The organism is Oerskovia sp. NPDC060338 (assembly GCF_042726295.1).
Classification (GTDB): domain Bacteria; phylum Actinomycetota; class Actinomycetes; order Actinomycetales; family Cellulomonadaceae; genus Oerskovia; species Oerskovia merdavium.
This window is the reverse complement of record NZ_JBHXCQ010000006.1, coordinates 63,898-79,526: the sequence shown is the minus strand read 5'-3', so window position 1 is coordinate 79,526 and position 15,629 is coordinate 63,898. Positions and strand designations below refer to the sequence as shown.

Here is a 15,629-nt window from a genome sequence, read left to right as displayed (position 1 = left end):
TCAACTGCTGACACCCGGGGGTGCCCATGCCTCTGTCTGAGTACGAGCAGCGCGTACTGGAACAGATGGAAAGAGCGCTGACCTCGGATGATCCGCGGTTGGCGACCACACTTCAGTCCACGCCCCGCAAGTCCGGCCTGCGCTATGTCGCGGCAGGGATCGGCGTGGTCGGCGGACTCCTCCTCCTCGTCGTCGGGGCGGCCACGGCCAACCCGTGGCTCGGGGTGGCCGGGTTCGTCGTGATGTTCGCGGGGGTGGCCTTCGCCTTCTCCGCACCGCGCAAGCGCGCGAGCGGCCCGGTGGGCGTCGTCGACGGAGACGGGAAGGTCACGCCACCCCGCGGCACCACCAAGAGCTCACCCTCCGGTCAGGGCTTCCTCACCCGACTGGAAGAGCGCTGGGACCGTCGACGTGAGCAGGGCGGTCGCTGAGTCCCTCGCGGACGCCGGTGACCACCTGCTCGAGCAGCGAGGTGAGCGTCTCCGCCCCGGGCGACTGCCAGGTGCGGGCGTAGCGCTCGGCCTCGACGGCTGACGTGAGCGTCACCAGCGCGTCCGTCGTCGAGACGGGGAGCTGCCTTCCGGTGCGTGCGACCACCTGGGCGACCACGAGAGCCGGCACGTTGCGCAGCGTCGCCGAGGCGGGCCAGCGGATGTCCAGGTCGCCGAGGCGTTCCGTGAGTTCTGCCCAGGTGCTCTCGACGTCCGGCGTGGAGACGGGTTCGGAACGACGGCGCACGATCAGCCAGGCGAGCGCCGACAGTGCCAGGAGGACCGCCAGGGCACTCGCGCCGATGATCCAGGTCCGCTGCATGCCGTCCTGGGTGTTCCCGGTCCCGCTGCTGAGGTCGGGAGCAGGGCCGGTCGTGGGTGCTGTGGTGTTGGGTGCGTTCGGCGTCGCGGCGTTCGTCGGGACCTCGCCAGGATCCGCAGGTGCCGGCGCGTTGTTGGCGGCGAGGAGAGGGTCGGCCCACGAGGGGACCGCGCCCGCCTGGACCGCCGGTGTCGGTTCGAAGCGCACCCAGCCCTGGCCGGGGAAGTAGAGCTCGGGCCACGCGTGCGAGTCCTTGCCCGTGACCTCGAAGAGGTTGTCGCTCGTCCGCTCGCCGGGCAGGAAGCCGACGGCCATGCGTGCGGGGATCCCGATGGACCTGGCCATCATCGTCATCGAGGTCGCGAACTGCACGCAGTAGCCCTGTCGGTCCTGCAGGAAGTTCCACACGGTGTCGTCGGTCTGACCGTCAGGGACCTCGGTCGAGTAGGTGAACCGGCTCCCGTCGCGGAAGTAGGACTGCAGCGCGACGGCCGCGTCGTAGCGGTTGTTCGTCTCGGCGGTGATCTCGGTCGCGAGGGCGCGGATGTCCTCCTCGTGGGAGGAGGCCGGGACCTCGAGCAGGTTCGGGTCGTCGAGGTCGCCGCCCTCGCTGGCGCGCAGCGCCTGGGCGGTCAGGTCGCGCGGGTGCACCACGAAGGAGTACTCCATCCCGGGTTCGGTCGCCTGGTTCCCCGTGACCTCGTCGCGGGCGTCGTCGTAGAACCACTCGCCAGGGGCGGCGACCGTCCGGGGTTCGGTCGGCAGGACGAGCCGTTCGTCGCGCAGCGTCCGGAGCGTGACGTCGACCTGGCGAGGCTCGCCGGCGGCGGTGCCCGCGTCGTCGGGCCACAGGATGTTCGACTCCTCGACCTGGGGCCCCTGGCGGGCGTCGCCGCGTCGCCAGTTGCGCCCGTCGAACCCGGTCAGCGTGAACATCCGCAAGGGTCCGACGTCCGTGCTGCTGGTGTCGTTCGCACGGTCCTCCGGGAACTCGTAGGTCAGGGCGACCTCCTCCGAACGGGCCTTGAGGTTGCTCTCCATGTCGAGGTCGCTGGCCAGCCGGACGGTGGGGCCCGCGCTCGTGAAGAAGGCCGTCCACGGCGACCGCACGATCTGGGGGAGCGCGCCGGCGGCGGAGCCTGCCACGAGGGCGACCAACGCGATCGCGAGGGTCGCGGCGAGCGTGGTGCTCGCGCGCAGCGCCCGGGTGGCACGGTCGACGGTCTGGACGGCCGCGCCGGAGGTCCGGCGGACGGCCCGGTGCGGGTTGTCGACGGCGACCAGCAGGAGCAGCGCTGTGACCGTGACGACGAAGACGGCGGGCGGGACCGCGCCCTCGATGACCAGCGGAGGGATCCACAGGGCCAGCAGGGGCAGGCCGGCGGCGGCAGGAAGCCGGAGCCCACCCGCGATCAGGTCGGTCAGGAGGAAGACGAGGGCGGCACCGCCGACGGCGATCAGGACGAGGGGGAACGACGGTTCGATCGGTGAGGTCTCGGTGGCGATGAGCTGTCGGCCTGCCGCGAAGCGGGCGAGGACCCTGTCGAGGCTCGCGCTGCTGATCGCCAGGTCGATCCCACGGGACGTGACCCCGCCGAAGACGGCCAGCAGCCCCCAGGCACCGACGAGCAGTCCCGCGACCGTCGGTACGAGCGAGCGTGCGCGTGCCGACGAGGCCGACGGGCGCGTCTCGAGGAGCGCTCGGGTGGCCCAGGTGACCAGGCCGAGGACGAGCACGAAGACGGTGCCGGTGCGGGTCCACGTCCCAGGCCCGATCAGCACGGTCAGGGCGTGGAACGACGCGACGGTCGCGACGAGGACCAGCGCGGTGGTGGTCGTGGTCCGCACCAGGTCGGCGCGCCGGGTGCTGATGGTCGGGGTGGTCACCGGTGCTCCTCCATGAGCCTGTCCCAGGCCTGGTCGATCGATGTGAGCTGCGGGTCGACGTGCACGGCGTGCCACCCCGTCGCGCGCAGCGCGCCCAGCGACTCCTCCAGGTCGGGCGAGTCGTGCGGCCCGACGACGAACGCCCAGTGGTTCCCGTCGCCCGCCATCGCGGCGACCGCCTGCCGGGCGAGCGGCCCGAGGGGCGCGAGGATCGCGACCGTCAGCTCCGCGGGGCGCCTGGTGCTGCGCAGCGCGTCGGCGGTCGCGATCAGCCCGGCCTCGGCGTCCCGGCGGCTCGAGTGACCCTGCAGGTCGACGGTCTGGTCGAGGAGCTGGGCCGTGCCCTCGGACCGGCGTCCGGGCGAGTACGGGATCGCCTCGACCGCCGGGGCACCCGTCGAGGCGACGAGGCGGACGGGGTGACCTGCGGCGAGCAACGAGACGCCGACGGACGCGGCGGCCTCGACGGCCCACTCCCCGTCCTCGGCTGCCGACGTGGACCGGGCCGTCCCCGGCGGAGGCAGGGTCGACCGGTCGAGGAGCACGGTCACGGGCGGCATCCCGGCGCTCTCGTCCGTGCGCACCATGAGCTGTCCGCGCCGGGCTGCGGTCGCCCAGTGCACGCGGCGCGGGTCGTCGCCGGCGACGTAGTCGCGCAGCACGCTGTCGTCGCTCGACGACGTCCGCGCGCCGTGGGCCGAGCGCGCGAACTCCCCGAAGGCGCGTGCACCACGCACCGAGAGGTCGGTCGTGCGTGGCCACACCGTGACGGTGCTCGGCGCGCCCAGGGGCTGGGCCGCACGCACGAGGCCGAACACGTCGACGCGGCTGGTCAGCACGGGGCCGAGGGCCCAGCGTCCGCGGTGCTGGGGGCGCAGGCGGTAGCGCACGGCGATCCGATCGGGGTGCGTCACGACCTGAGCGCGCAGCGCGTCCTGCTCGCAGAGCTCCCCGGCGGCCTGCTCGCTGATCTGCAGGCGTGCGAGCCGCCCGAGCGCCGTCGCCGTCGGGTGGACGGGGGCGACGACGAGCCGGGTGGTGACCTGGTTCCCGCGGACCGCGGGGTCGGGCTCGACCTTGCGGCCGACCTGGAGGGCGCCACGGCCGCGATCGATGCGACGCACGGCCATCCACACCCAGGACGAGAGGACCGCGAGGGCCCCTGCCGCCCCGAGCCCCACGACGTCGCGCAGCCCCAGAGCCGATCCTACGGCGATCAGCACGATGCCCGCGCCGAGGACGGCGCTGCCTCGGACGGTGGGCCGGACCCGGGCGAGGCCTCGCGGGCGCCGGGGCAGCATGCGGGCGCCCGGCATGTCAGCGGCTGTCCGTCGACGTGTAGGCGGGGATCGGTGTGCGCTCGACGATCGAGGCCACCACGTGGGCGGCGGTGTGGCCGGCCAGGCGGGACTCGGTGGACAGGATCAGCCGGTGGGCGAGCACCGGCTGGGCGAGCAGCTGGACGTCGTCCGGCAGGACGTGGTCACGCCCCGCCATGGCCGCGACCGCCTTGGCCGCGCGGAGCAGCTGGAGGGAGGTGCGGGGCGAGGCGCCGAGCTTGAGACCGGGATGCTCGCGCGTCTGGGTGACGAGGGCCAGCACGTACCTCTTGACGGCAGGGGAGGCGAAGACCGAGCGGGCGACCTGCGCGAAGCGCAGGATCGTCGCTCCGTCGACGACGGGGTCGATGTGCTCGAGCGGCGTGTCCGACTCCTGGCGATCGAGCATCTCGAGCTCGGCCTCGACGTCCGGGTAGCCGACCGTGAGGCGTGCCATGAAGCGGTCGCGCTGTGCCTCGGGCAGAGGATAGGTCCCCTCCATCTCGACCGGGTTCTGCGTCGCGACCACGAGGAAGGGGCGGGGGAGCGGGTGAGTCGTGCCGTCGACCGTCGTCTGCCCCTCCTCCATGCACTCCAGGAGGGCCGACTGCGTCTTGGGCGACGCACGGTTGATCTCGTCGCCGATGACGATGTTGGAGAACACGGGTCCGGGGCGGAACTCGAAGTCGTGCGTCTGCGTCCGGTAGATGTTGACGCCCGTGAGGTCGCTCGGGAGCAGGTCGGGCGTGAACTGGATACGGCCCACGTGGCAGTCGATGGTGCGTGCGAGCGCCTTGGCGAGGGTCGTCTTGCCGACGCCGGGCACGTCCTCGAGCAGGAGGTGCCCCTCGGCGAGGAGCACCGCGACGGTGAGGTGGACGAGCTCCGGACGTCCGGAGATCACCGACTCGATCCGGGAACGGATCCGACCGGTCGCCTCGACGAGCTCGCCGAGCGGATCGAGGCCGTCACGGGACGGGGGAGAGGTGTAGTCGGTGAGCACGAGAAACCTCCGTTGGCCACGCTCGGTGTGCGGACTCGCAAGCCTAGTTGACCATTGTCCCCACTCTCCTCCCCGTCCGGATCCCGAAATGCGCCGAGCTGCCGTGCGCGGTGCGGACGAGCCGGGCGAACGTGAGGAAACGCCGGCCGGCACGGGTTCGTCCGCGTCCGGCACCCCACCGTGTCCTCCACTGTCTGACCTGCGGAGATTGTGCGAAGAGGGGTGAATTGGCGGTGATATCTCGGGCTTCGTGGAGGCATGTGGAGTACTGTGGAGGAAGTGGGAGCAGGAGGGGAGGGCAAGGCGGATGAGCGAGCTGTTCAGCGGTTCCCCGAGCCTGCTTCTCGGCACCTACACCCCCCGTCTGGACGACAAGGGTCGCCTCATCCTCCCCGCGAAGTTCCGCAGCCAGCTCGCGCCCGGGCTGGTGATGACCAGGGGGCAGGAGCACTGCCTCTTCCTCCTGCCGATGGACGAGTTCCGACGCATGTACGACCAGATCCGTCAGGCCCCCGTCACGAGCAAGCAGGCGCGGGACTATCTCCGGGTCTTCCTCTCGGGCGCGAGCGACGAGATCCCGGACAAGCAGGGGCGGATCTCCATCCCGGCTCCGCTCCGGGCGTACGCAGGGTTCGACCGGGAGGTCGCCGTGATCGGCGCCGGCACCCGGGTGGAGATCTGGGACGCCTCGGCGTGGTCGACCTACCTCGCCGAGCAGGAGGCCGGGTACGCCACCACGGCGGAGGAGGTGCTTCCCGCCCTCCGCTTCTGACCGGCAGCACGATCGCACGACCGCACGACGACATGAAGAGCTGGACGACGAGGACCTGACGCTCCCGCAGGACGAGGCCTCCTCCCGCCCGGTCTGGCGCACTTCCCCGGTGCCAGAACGGACGCGGTGGGAGACCTGGTCCGGCGGTGCGGAACGGATCCACCGGCACCACGCACGACAGGCAGACACCGAGGACCATGCATCACCCCACGAGCAGCACGACGAGCACCGACCAGGAAGGAGGCGTCATGTCCACACCTCGCAGCACGTCAGGAGCGGGAGCGGAGGACCGGCACGTCCCGGTGCTCCTCCAACGGTGCGTCGACCTCCTCGCGCCGGCCCTCGCGGCCCCCGGCTCGGTCCTGGTCGACTGCACGCTCGGCATGGGCGGGCACACCGAGGCCGTCCTGGAGCAGATCCCCACGGCCCGGGTGATCGGCATCGATCGTGACACGCAGGCCATCGCACTGGCCTCCGAACGGCTCGCCCGGTTCGGCGACCGGTTCCAGGCCGTGCACGCGGTCTACGACGAGATCGGCGACGTGATCGCCGACCTCGGCCTGCCGTCCGTCCAGGGGGTGCTGATGGACCTGGGCGTCTCGTCGCTGCAGATCGACGAGTCGGAGCGTGGCTTCTCCTACGCCCACGACGCGCCGCTCGACATGCGCATGGACGCGACCACGGGTCTCACGGCCGCCGACGTCCTCAACACCTACGACGAGCGCGACCTGGTCCGGATCCTGCGGGAGTACGGCGAGGAGCGCTTCGCGCAGCGCATCGCCCGCGCGGTGATCCGCCGCCGAGAGGTCGAGCCGTGGACCCGCAGCGCGGCGCTCGTGGACCTCGTGCGCGCCAACATCCCGGCCGCGACCCGCAAGACCGGCGGCAACCCGGCCAAGCGCACCTTCCAGGCGCTGCGGATCGAGGTCAACGGTGAGCTCGAGGTGCTCGAGCGCGCGGTCCCGGCCGCCGTCGAGGCGCTCGCGGTCGGTGGGCGCATCGTCGTCGAGTCGTACCAGTCCCTCGAGGACCGCATCGTCAAGCGTGAGCTGGCACGCGGTGCGACGTCGAGCGCGCCGGCGGGGCTGCCCGTCGAGCCCGAGACCCACAAGCCGTACCTGAAGCTGCTCGTCCGTGGGGCCGAGGAGGCCCCGGCGGACGAGCTCGAGCACAACCCGCGCTCCGCGTCGGTGCGCCTGCGCGCCGCCGAACGGCTGCGTCCCACACCTGATCACCTGCGACACCGCAACCGAGGGGAGAAGCACTCATGAGCTCACGACAGGCTGCGGCGCGTCCTCTGTCGACGCCGGCCCCCGCCCCTGCCCGCCGTGCGCCCCTCACTGCGCTCCCGGGTGGTGCCGCCGGGCGCTCCTCGCGCCCGCGGCTCGAGGCGGTCCGTGCGCCGCTCCAGGTACGTTCTCGGATCCCGTTCCTCGTCCTGTGCATGTCGATCCTCGCTGCGGCGCTCCTGGGTGCTTTGCTGTTGAACACCACGATGGCCAACGGCTCGTACCAGATGTCGAAGCTCCGGACGGAGGCAGGTGTGCTCGAGCAGGACACGCAGGCTCTCGACGCCCAGCTCCGGGCGGCCCAGACGTCGCTGCCGGACCGCGCGGTCGCGCTCGGGATGGTCGAGTCGGACGTGACCACGATGCTCCGCCTCTCCGACGGTGCGGTCATCGGCGCCCCGGAGGCGGGAAGCACGCCGTGACCGGTGGGACGGGGCGCAGGACCGGCGAGAGCTCGCCGCGTCCTTCCGCGTCGTCCCGGGCGGCGGGCACCACGACCACCGGCTCGGCCCACCAGGGGACGGCTCGCCGTTCGCCGGCCACCTCTCGTGAGGGCGCGCCCCGCAGCTCGAGCGGTACGGGAGCTCCTCGCCGCACCTCGGCTCCCCGGGCGGAGCGGGGCGCAGGGGCGGGGACCGCGAGCCAGCGCGACCGGGCCGGCAAGGCCGCCACCGGCAACCCGACGGGCAAGGCACGGACGACCGGGAAGACACCGACGACCGGGAAGCCGTCCGTGACCGGCAAGGTCTCCACGGGGAAGCCCCGAGGCGCCTCGACCTCCCCCCGGACGACGACTCTCACGCCGCGTGCCGGAGGCGGGTCGGGCGGCGGACGAGGCGTGGGACGACCTGCGACCGCGGCCGTCGCCAGTCCTGCGCGGCCGGAGAAACGGCAGCGCTGGGTCATGGCCGTCGCGCTCCTGGTCCTGCTCGTCTTCGCCGGCCGCCTCGTCTACCTGCAGGTCGTCATCGGCCCCAGTCTCGCCGCCAGCGCAGAGGCGACGCGTACCCAGTCCCACGTGACCCTCGCGCACCGCGGTGACATCACGGACGCCGACGGCGTGGTCCTCGCCACGTCGATCGACCGGTACACGGTCTCGGCGGACCAGGCGACGATCCCGGACTTCGTCCCCTCGAAGCGGCACACGATCGACGGGAAGGCGGTCGAGGAGAAGGGGGCCGTCGGGCTGGCCAAGCTGCTCGCACCGATCCTGGACCGCTCCGCCCCCGAGCTCGCGGCCGAGCTCAGCGGGACCAACGGGCGCGTGAACCGCAACGTGCTGCTGGCCAAGGGCGTGGTGCCCGAGGTCCAGCGGCAGATCGCCGAGCTCGGGGTCTCGGCCTACATCGGCACGCGGCTCACGACGACCCGGACCTACCCCGCGGGCACCACTGCGGGCAACATCGTCGGGTACGTGGGCGAGGACGAGACGACCGAGAACGTGATCGGCCGCGGCGGGATCGAGGCCGCCTACGACGACCTGCTCACCGGCACACCGGGCAGCGAGAGCTTCGAGCGCGCGGGCGGAGCCGGCGGGGTCCGGATCCCGGGCAGCACGCAGGAGACCGTCGAGGCCGTCCCGGGGAGCTCGGTCGCCCTGACCCTCGTGCGGGACATCGGCTGGAAGGCGCAGGACGCGGTCGACAAGGCAGTGGCCGAGACCGGGGCCGACTACGCGATCGCCGTGGTGCAGGACGTGAAGACCCAGGAGGTCCTCGCGCTCGCCGACTCGGGGGCGATCGACCCGAACGACCGGTCCGACGCGCGCGTCGCGGACGGCAGCCGTGCGGTCAAGGACGTGTTCGCGCCCGGATCGACGGGCAAGGTCATCACGATGGCCGCCGCGATCGAGGAGGGCCTGGCGACCCCCGCGAGCCAGTACGAGGTGAACGACACCTACACGACGGCCAACGGGCAGTCGTTCCGTGACTCGCACTCGCACGCCATGGAGCGCATGACCCTGGCGGGCATCCTCGCGCAGTCCTCGAACACCGGGACGGTCATGGTCGGCCAGGACATCCCCCGGCAGCAGCGCGAGGACTACCTGCGCAAGTTCGGCTTCGGTGCCAAGACGGGCCTCGGCCTCCCCGGCGAGTCCGCGGGCATCCTCGGATCGTCGGACGGCTGGGACGGGCGCAAGGAGTACGAGGTCCTGTTCGGGCAGGGCATCGCCGTCAACGCCGTGCAGGCCACGAGCGTGTTCTCCACGATCGCGAACGGCGGGGTGCGGGTCGCACCGACGCTGCTCAAGGGCACCACGGGGCCCGACGGCGTGTTCGTCCCCGCGCCGGTGCGGGAGACCACGCAGGTCGTCTCGGAGTCGACCGCGGACCAGGTCCTGCACATGATGGAGGCCGTCGTCGAGGAGGGCTCGGGCACCGAGGCGGCGATCGAGGGGTACCGGGTCGCGGGCAAGACGGGCACGGCGGAAGAGGTCGGGGCGGGTGGCGGCCTGACGGACATCATGGCCTCGTTCATCGGTGTGGCCCCCGCGGACGACCCGCAGTACACGGTCGCGGTCTTCCTCAAGAACCCTCGGACCAACATCTTCGGCGGCATGGTCGCGGCGCCGGTGTTCAAGGACCTGATGAGCTTCACGCTCCAGAACCGGAACGTCCCCCCGAGCTCGTCGGTCGAGGCGCCGTACCCGACGACCTGGTGACGGGCGGGCCCGAGGCGAGGTCCGCCGTCGGCGCGGGCGCGCCGCCGAGCGCCGCCCAGGGTTCGCTCGGCCGCACGGCGACCCCGAGGGCCGTCCCGGCCCCTGGGCAGGCCGGCGGGAGTTCGGCGTACCCTGCCACGGCCGCGCGTGAAGGTCCCGTGAAGTACCGGGTCCGGGCCTACCAGCCGACCGGTGGGGACCACGATGCACGGTAAGTTCTACTCGTGACATCCCCGATCGACCGTCTTCGTCCCACCGCGTCCGCACACCACTCCGCTCAGGATCTCGCGACCACCTTCGAGCTCACGGTCGGCTCCGGACGTACGGCCCCCGACGCCTGTCCCGGCGCGCTCGCGGGCGTCGAGATCTGGTCGGTGGCCTCGGACAACCGCGTGGTGGCCGACGGCGACCTCTTCGTCGCGCTGCCCGGTGCGAGCGCGCACGGCGCGACCTTCGCGAGCGGGGCGATCGACCGCGGCGCCCGCGCCGTCCTGACGGACCCGCGCGGTGCCCTCCTCCTCGACGAGGCGGGCGAGCGTCGGGTCCCGGTCCTCGTGACCGACGACCCCCGGAACCTCCTGGGCCCGGTCGCCGCCTGGGTCTACGGGGCTCCGGCCGAGCACCTGACGACGTTCGCCGTGACGGGCACCAACGGCAAGACCACGACGACGTACCTGATCGACCACGTCCTGCGTGCGCTGGGCTGGAAGGGCGGCCTGATCGGCACGGTCGAGATGCGCTCGGGCGACCGCGTGCTCCCGAGCCGGCTCACCACGCCGGAGGCCGCGGACCTGCAGGCGCTCCTGGCCACCATGCGCGAGGACGGCGTGGGCACGCTCGCGATGGAGGTCTCCTCGCACGCGCTGTCGCTGCACAGGGTCGACGGCATCGTCTTCGACGTGGCCGGGTTCACGAACCTGAGCCAGGACCACCTCGACTTCCACGGCGACCTCCAGGAGTACTTCGACGCCAAGGCCGCGCTGTTCACCCCGGAGCACGCCCGTCGCGGCGTCGTCGTCGTCGACGACGCCTGGGGCCGGCGCATGACCGAGGCGGCGACGATCCCCGTCGCGACGCTGTCGGTGGCGGGCGAGCGGACGGACGCGGACTGGACGGTCACGGACGTGGTCGCCGACGGCGCGGCCGGCAGCACGTTCACGCTGCGGCACCGCGACGGCCGGGAGATCCGCACGACGACGGCGCTGCCCGGGGGCTTCAACGTCGCCAACGCGGCGCTCGCCCTCGCCATGGTCCTCGAGGCGGGAGCGGACGTGCGCGACGTGCGCGCCGCGCTCGAGGCCGCAGGCGGTGTCAGCGCGGCCGTCCCTGGACGCATGGAGGTCGTGGGCACGTCCCCCCGCGTCGTGGTGGACTTCGCGCACAACACCGACGCGCTCTCGCTCGCGCTGGCCGCGCTGCGTCCCACGACCGAGGGGCGCCTGGTCGTGGTGTTCGGTGCCACGGGTGACCGCGACAAGGGCAAGCGCCCGCGCATGGGCGCGGTCGCGGTCGAGGGCGCCGACGTCGTCGTCGTGACCGACGACGACCCGCACGGCGAGGACCCGGCCTCGATCCGTGCCGAGGTGCTCGCCGGGGCGCTCGCCGCGCGGGACGTGGCGGACGGTGCGCACGCACCGGGCGTGCCGGCGAGGACAGTGACCGAGGTCGCGCCCCGGGCCGCCGCGATCCGTGACACGATCCGGGAGGCCGGTCCGCAGGACACGGTGCTGATCGCCGGCAGGGGCCACGAGGTCTGGCAGGAGATCGCCGGGGTGGACCATGCCCTGGACGACAGGGTGGAGGCGCGGGCCGCACTGGCCGAGCGCGACGAGACGACGAAGGAGCACGGAGCATGATCGAGCTGACTGCGGCGGAGGTCGCCGCAGCGACCGGAGGACGGCTCGCCGCCGACCCGGACGTGAGGGTGACCGGCTCGGTCGTCATCGACTCCCGGCTCGCGGGACCCGGAGCGCTCTTCGTGGCGCTGCCCGGTGAGCACGTCGACGGGCACGACTACGTCCCCGTCGCGGTCGGCAACGGCGCTGCGCTCGTCCTGGCAGCCCGTGACGTCGATGCCCCCGCCGTCGTGGTGGAGGACGTCCAGGTCGCCCTCGGGGCCCTTGCGCGCGAGGTCCTGCGCCGGTTGCGCTCGACCGGCGACGTCAAGGTGGTCGGCATCACCGGCTCGGTCGGCAAGACGACCACCAAGGACCTCCTCGGGCAGCTCCTGACGCCGCACGGGCCGACGGTCGTGCCGCGCGGCTCGTTCAACAACGAGATCGGCCTGCCGCTCACGGTGCTCGAGGCCGACACCTCGACCCGCTTCCTCGTCCTCGAGATGGGGGCCAGCGGCATCGGTCACCTGACCTACCTGACGCAGATCGCGCCGCCCGACGTCTCGGTCGTCCTCGCCGTGGGCAGCGCCCACCTGGGCGAGTTCGGCGGGATCGAGGCCGTGGCCACGGCCAAGGCCGAGATCGTCGCGGGCCTCGTCCCGGGCGGTACCGCGGTCCTCAACGCCGACGACCTGCGGGTCGTCGCGATGGCCGGCGCCGCGCCGGGCCCAGTCGTGACGTTCGGGACCATCCCCACGGCGGACGTGCGCGCCGAGAACATCGGCATGGACCGCTCGGGCTGCGCGTCGTTCGACCTGCGTGTGCGCGGTGCCGAGCCCGTGACTCACCCGGTCCAGCTCCGCCTCGTGGGCGAGCACCACATCTCCAACGCGCTCGCGGCGGCCGCCGCGGCGATCCAGGTGGGGATCGACGCGGGGACGGTCGCGGCCAGCCTGAACCAGGCGACCGCAATCAGCCCGCACCGCATGGCCGTCACGCAGCGCCCCGACGGCATCACGGTGATCGACGACTCCTACAACGCGAACCCCGACTCGATGCGCGCCGCCCTCAAGGCGCTCGCCGTCATGGCAGGGCGCGAGCGGCGGTCGGTCGCGGTCCTGGGCGAGATGCTGGAACTCGGACCCGACTCGCGCGCCGCTCACGACGAGATCGGCCGTCTCGTGGTCCGATTGAACATCAAGCTGCTCGTCGTGGTCGGTGACGGTGCCGGCGGCATCCACGACGGCGCCACCCAAGAGGGGTCCTGGGGCGATGAGACTCGGTTCGTACCTGACGTCGAGGCGGCCTCCGCGCTGCTGCGTGACGAGCTCCTGCCCGGCGACGTGGTCCTGGTGAAGTCCTCGAACGGCTCGGGCCTGTGGCGCCTGGGCGACGAGCTCGCGGGCGAGGTGCGCGCATGATCGCGATCCTCGTCTCCGCGTGCGTCTCGCTGCTCGTCGCGCTCCTGGGCACCCCGCTCTTCATCAAGTTCCTGATCCGTCGCAACTACGGCCAGTTCGTCCGCCAGGACGGCCCGACGGCGCACTTCACCAAGCGTGGGACGCCCACCATGGGCGGGGTCGTCATCATCGGGGCCACCCTGATCGGCTGGGCGATGTCCTACGTGGTGTCCTCGATCGTCTCGGAGACACCCCGGACCCCGAGCATCTCGGCGATCCTGGTGCTGTTCCTCATGACCGGTCTGGGGCTCGTCGGGTTCTTCGACGACTTCACCAAGATCCGCAAGCAACGGAGCCTCGGCCTCTCGCCGCGCGCCAAGATCATCGGCCAGGGCATCGTGGGCATCACGTTCGCGGTGCTGGCCCTGCAGTTCCCCAACGAGAACTTCCGCACGCCGGCCTCGACGCACATCTCGTTCCTGCGGGACACCAACCTGGACCTGGCCTTCGCGGGGGCGACGATCGGCCTGATCCTGTTCGTGCTCTGGGCCAACTTCCTCATCACGGCCTGGTCGAACGCGGTCAACCTGACGGACGGGCTCGACGGCCTGGCCACGGGGGTCTCGATCATCGTCTTCGGCTCCTACATCCTCGTGAGCATCTGGCAGCTCAACCAGAGCTGCCAGGTCATCGAGGCCGCAGGGCCTCGCTGCTACGAGGTCCGTGACCCGCAGGACCTCGCGATCGTCGCGGCCGCGATCATGGGCGCGTGCGTCGGGTTCCTGTGGTGGAACGCGAGCCCCGCGAAGATCTTCATGGGCGACACGGGGTCCCTCGCCCTCGGCGGCGCCCTGGCCGGTCTGACGATCCTGTCCCGCACCGAGATCCTCGCGGTCATCATCGGCGGGCTGTTCGTCCTCATCGTGCTCTCCGACGTGATCCAGATCGGCTACTTCAAGATGACGGGCAAACGCGTCTTCAAGATGGCCCCGCTGCACCACCACTTCGAGCTCTCGGGCTGGGGAGAGGTCACGATCGTCATCAGGTTCTGGCTGATCGCCGGGCTGTTCGCAGGGCTCGGCCTCGGGATCTTCTACGCCGAATGGGTGGTCAGCTAGTGCCGGAGGACTCCGTCCCCTCTCCTGCTCCGCTCGGCCTGGCCGTCCCGTGGGCACAGGCCCGGGTCCTGGTCGCGGGGCTCGGGGTCTCCGGGCGTGCGGCCGTCCGGGCGTTGCACGACGCGGCGAAGGTGGCCTCGGTCCTCACGGTGGACCGTTCGGCGTCCGACGCCGACGTGCAGGACGAGTCGGGTGTGGACCTGGGCCAGGTCGACCTGGTCGTGGCCTCCCCGGGGTGGGCGCCGTCGTCGGCCCTGCTGGTCGCCGCACGCGAGGCGGGCGTGCCCGTCTGGAGCGAGGTCGAGCTGGCCTGGGCGTTGCGCGTCCCGCGCGCGGACGGGTCGTACGCGCCGTGGCTCGCGGTCACGGGGACGAACGGCAAGACGACCACGGTCGAGATGCTGGCCTCGATCCTGACCGCGGCCGGCCTCCGGACGGCGGCCGTGGGCAACGTCGGCACCCCCGTGGTCGTCGCCGCGCTCGATCCGGGGCTGGACGTCCTCGCGGTCGAGCTCTCGAGCTTCCAGCTGCACTTCACGCACAGCATGTCGGTCCAGGCGGGGGCCGTCCTCAACGTCGCGGCGGACCACCTCGACTGGCACGGCTCGCTCGACGCCTACGCCGCGGACAAGGGCCGCATCTACGAGCGCGCCCAGGTCGCGTGCGTCTACAACGTCGCCGACCCTCGCACCGAGCACCTCGTCCGCGAGGCCGACGTGCTCGAGGGGGCTCGCGCGATCGGTTTCACGGTCGGAGCGCCTGCTCGCGCCCAGCTCGGGGTCATCGAGGACGTCCTCGTGGACCGCGCGTTCCACGCGGCGCCCGACGACCCGGCTCGCCACCGCAGCGCCCAGGAGCTCGCGACGTTCGCTGACCTGGCCCACCTCGCGGGTCCCGGGGGCACCGTCCCCGTCCACGTGGTCGCGGACGCGCTCGCGGCGGCGGCCCTCGCGCGCGCTCACGGCGTGAGCGCGCAGGCGGTCCGCGACGGCCTGCGCGCGTTCCGTCCGGGGGCGCACCGCATCCAGCGTGTCGCGGTGGTCGACGGCGTGACGTACGTCGACGACTCGAAGGCGACCAACCCGCACGCGGCCTCGGCCTCGCTCGGCGCCTACGAGGCCGGCACGGTGGTCTGGATCGCGGGCGGCCTCGCCAAGGGGGCGACGTACGACGAGCTCGTGCGCGCGCGTCTGTCCCGCCTGCGTGCCGTGGTGCTGATCGGCGCCGACCCGGCACCGATCGCGAGTGCACTGGCCCGACACGCACCCGACGTCCCCGTGGTCCGCATCGATCCCGGTGACACTGGGACGGTGATGCAGCGCGCCGTCGACAGAGCCCGGGACCTGGCGGTCCCCGGGGACACCGTCCTGCTCGCCCCCGCCAGCGCGTCGATGGACCAGTTCTCGTCGTACGCCGCCCGGGGCGAGGCGTTCGCGCAGGCCGCACGGTCGTTGGTAGGCGCCGAGACCACGCTGGGAGGGTAGTCCGGTGGCCCAGACGACGAGCGGGCGCGGGCCTGCGCAGCGCTCGG

12 protein-coding genes are annotated in these 15,629 nt (G+C 72.4%); 9 read left to right on the top strand and 3 right to left on the bottom strand.

The window, feature by feature from the left end; all coding sequences use genetic code 11:
• The first annotated feature begins 26 nt into the window (after positions 1-26).
• A complete protein-coding gene (locus ACFWGN_RS09110) occupies positions 27-431 on the top strand; it encodes a DUF3040 domain-containing protein (protein WP_191804111.1) in 405 nt (134 codons plus the stop codon).
• Here ACFWGN_RS09110 and ACFWGN_RS09105 read toward each other — a convergent pair.
• From ACFWGN_RS09105 to ACFWGN_RS09095, 3 genes are read right to left on the bottom strand one after another with little or no spacing between them, the layout of a single operon-like run.
• Positions 379-2,700, bottom strand: coding sequence for a transglutaminaseTgpA domain-containing protein (locus ACFWGN_RS09105; protein ID WP_377616585.1), 2,322 nt, complete (start codon positions 2,698-2,700; stop codon positions 379-381). The two genes, ACFWGN_RS09110 and ACFWGN_RS09105, sit on opposite strands and share 53 nt — an antisense overlap.
• A complete protein-coding gene (locus tag ACFWGN_RS09100; protein ID WP_377616584.1) occupies positions 2,697-4,016 on the bottom strand; it encodes a DUF58 domain-containing protein in 1,320 nt (439 codons plus the stop codon). Before ACFWGN_RS09100 ends, ACFWGN_RS09105 begins: the two co-directional genes overlap by 4 nt.
• A gap of 1 nt (position 4,017) precedes the next feature.
• Positions 4,018-5,022, bottom strand: coding sequence for a MoxR family ATPase (locus ACFWGN_RS09095; RefSeq protein WP_191804001.1), 1,005 nt, complete (start codon positions 5,020-5,022; stop codon positions 4,018-4,020).
• Between the two features lie 337 nt (positions 5,023-5,359).
• On the opposite strand from ACFWGN_RS09095, the gene mraZ reads away from it, so the two are divergent.
• The 8 genes from mraZ (at position 5,360) to murD (ending at position 15,582) form a co-directional block, all read left to right on the top strand.
• Positions 5,360-5,794 (top strand): division/cell wall cluster transcriptional repressor MraZ, encoded by a 435-nt coding sequence (mraZ, locus tag ACFWGN_RS09090; protein WP_377616690.1) that lies wholly within the window; start codon positions 5,360-5,362, stop codon positions 5,792-5,794.
• A gap of 248 nt (positions 5,795-6,042) precedes the next feature.
• The gene (gene rsmH, locus ACFWGN_RS09085; RefSeq protein WP_377616583.1) at positions 6,043-7,065 is read left to right on the top strand and encodes a 16S rRNA (cytosine(1402)-N(4))-methyltransferase RsmH; all 1,023 of its coding nucleotides are present in this window, start codon (positions 6,043-6,045) and stop codon (positions 7,063-7,065) included.
• A complete protein-coding gene (locus ACFWGN_RS09080) occupies positions 7,062-7,505 on the top strand; it encodes a hypothetical protein (protein ID WP_191804005.1) in 444 nt (147 codons plus the stop codon). The genes rsmH and ACFWGN_RS09080 overlap by 4 nt, the downstream gene beginning before the upstream one ends.
• 482 nt (positions 7,506-7,987) lie before the next feature.
• On the top strand, positions 7,988-9,745 hold the full coding sequence (locus ACFWGN_RS09075; RefSeq protein ID WP_191804007.1) for a penicillin-binding protein 2: 1,758 nt from the start codon (positions 7,988-7,990) through the stop codon (positions 9,743-9,745).
• Positions 9,746-9,969: 224 nt separating this feature from the next.
• Positions 9,970-11,601 (top strand): UDP-N-acetylmuramoyl-L-alanyl-D-glutamate--2,6-diaminopimelate ligase, encoded by a 1,632-nt coding sequence (locus ACFWGN_RS09070; protein ID WP_377616582.1) that lies wholly within the window; start codon positions 9,970-9,972, stop codon positions 11,599-11,601.
• Complete coding sequence (murF, locus tag ACFWGN_RS09065; RefSeq protein WP_377616581.1) at positions 11,598-13,001, top strand: UDP-N-acetylmuramoyl-tripeptide--D-alanyl-D-alanine ligase; 1,404 nt, start codon at positions 11,598-11,600, stop codon at positions 12,999-13,001. Before ACFWGN_RS09070 ends, murF begins: the two co-directional genes overlap by 4 nt.
• Entirely contained in the window at positions 12,998-14,098 is a 1,101-nt protein-coding gene (gene mraY / locus ACFWGN_RS09060) for a phospho-N-acetylmuramoyl-pentapeptide-transferase (RefSeq protein WP_191804013.1), read from the top strand. Before murF ends, mraY begins: the two co-directional genes overlap by 4 nt.
• Positions 14,083-15,582, top strand: coding sequence for a UDP-N-acetylmuramoyl-L-alanine--D-glutamate ligase (gene murD, locus ACFWGN_RS09055; RefSeq protein ID WP_377616580.1), 1,500 nt, complete (start codon positions 14,083-14,085; stop codon positions 15,580-15,582). The genes mraY and murD overlap by 16 nt, the downstream gene beginning before the upstream one ends.
• Positions 15,583-15,629 lie beyond the last annotated feature (47 nt).

What these genes read in the sequence shown, in the direction of transcription:
- murD (WP_377616580.1), top strand. Translation starts at nt 14,083, where the DNA reads ATGGGTGGTCAGCTAGTGCCGGAGGACTCCGTCCCCTCTCCTGCTCCG.
- murF (WP_377616581.1), top strand. Translation starts at nt 11,598, where the DNA reads ATGATCGAGCTGACTGCGGCGGAGGTCGCCGCAGCGACCGGAGGACGG.
- mraY (WP_191804013.1), top strand. Translation starts at nt 12,998, where the DNA reads ATGATCGCGATCCTCGTCTCCGCGTGCGTCTCGCTGCTCGTCGCGCTC.
- ACFWGN_RS09075 (WP_191804007.1), top strand. Translation starts at nt 7,988, where the DNA reads ATGGCCGTCGCGCTCCTGGTCCTGCTCGTCTTCGCCGGCCGCCTCGTC.
- rsmH (WP_377616583.1), top strand. Translation starts at nt 6,043, where the DNA reads ATGTCCACACCTCGCAGCACGTCAGGAGCGGGAGCGGAGGACCGGCAC.
- ACFWGN_RS09080 (WP_191804005.1), top strand. Translation starts at nt 7,062, where the DNA reads ATGAGCTCACGACAGGCTGCGGCGCGTCCTCTGTCGACGCCGGCCCCC.
- ACFWGN_RS09110 (WP_191804111.1), top strand. Translation starts at nt 27, where the DNA reads ATGCCTCTGTCTGAGTACGAGCAGCGCGTACTGGAACAGATGGAAAGA.
- ACFWGN_RS09100 (WP_377616584.1), bottom strand. Translation starts at nt 4,016, where the DNA reads ATGCCGGGCGCCCGCATGCTGCCCCGGCGCCCGCGAGGCCTCGCCCGG.